Consider the following 704-nt stretch of genomic DNA (forward strand, 5'->3'; position numbering starts at 1 on the left):
GATTTCTTTCCCGATTGATGAATCCGCGGAGCCAAGCCAAAATACTTGGATAACGATTTTGCAGAGTTAAAATTCTTAAAACCTGAAGTTGCTGTCATCAACTGAAGAGAAGTCTTTTCCCCAATGCCTGACACGGATTGCAGCAAGTCTTTAGTTTCCTTAAATTCTTCGTCCTGAAGTTCGGGAAGACGGCTCAAAACCTCCTTAATCTCTTTTGCCAGATGCTTAATCCTTCTTTCGTAATGCTTTTCCACGTTGGGATTCAGGTGTAAATTGTAGTGAAGAGATTTGAGCTTTACCTCATATCTTCGTTTTTCTTCTTCCAAATCATTTAGTAATTTAAGTTCCTGATCTAAATATTCTATCTCAACACTTTTAGCAAGATAAACCTTACGTAAAAAGGTTTCTCCATACAATCGGATCAGTTTGGCATCTTCAAAATCCGTTTTGCTGATGATATTTTTCAGGCTCGCAAAATACTTAATCGACATACAATTGATTAAACTCGATTCAAAGCCCTGAAGTAAAGATAAATGCAAAATACGATGACTGTAATTTCCTGTGGCCTCAATCACAAAACAATAATCCTCAACACTGAACTTTTTAAGAAATAATAAAATGGCGCGTTTGCTGTTTTCAATGTTAAAAACCAGATCTCTGCCTTCCAAATCTTTAAAGCTTACTGTTAAATATTTTGCTCCAAC

1 protein-coding gene is annotated in these 704 nt (G+C 36.1%); it reads right to left on the reverse strand.

Going from position 1 to position 704, the window contains the following annotated elements; all coding sequences use genetic code 11:
• The coding region (locus OXQ85_RS20570; RefSeq protein ID WP_267407017.1) for a transposase at positions 1–704 on the reverse strand (704 nt) is incomplete at both ends.

The organism is Chryseobacterium sp. GM_Chr_2 (assembly GCF_026540445.1).
Classification (GTDB): domain Bacteria; phylum Bacteroidota; class Bacteroidia; order Flavobacteriales; family Weeksellaceae; genus Chryseobacterium.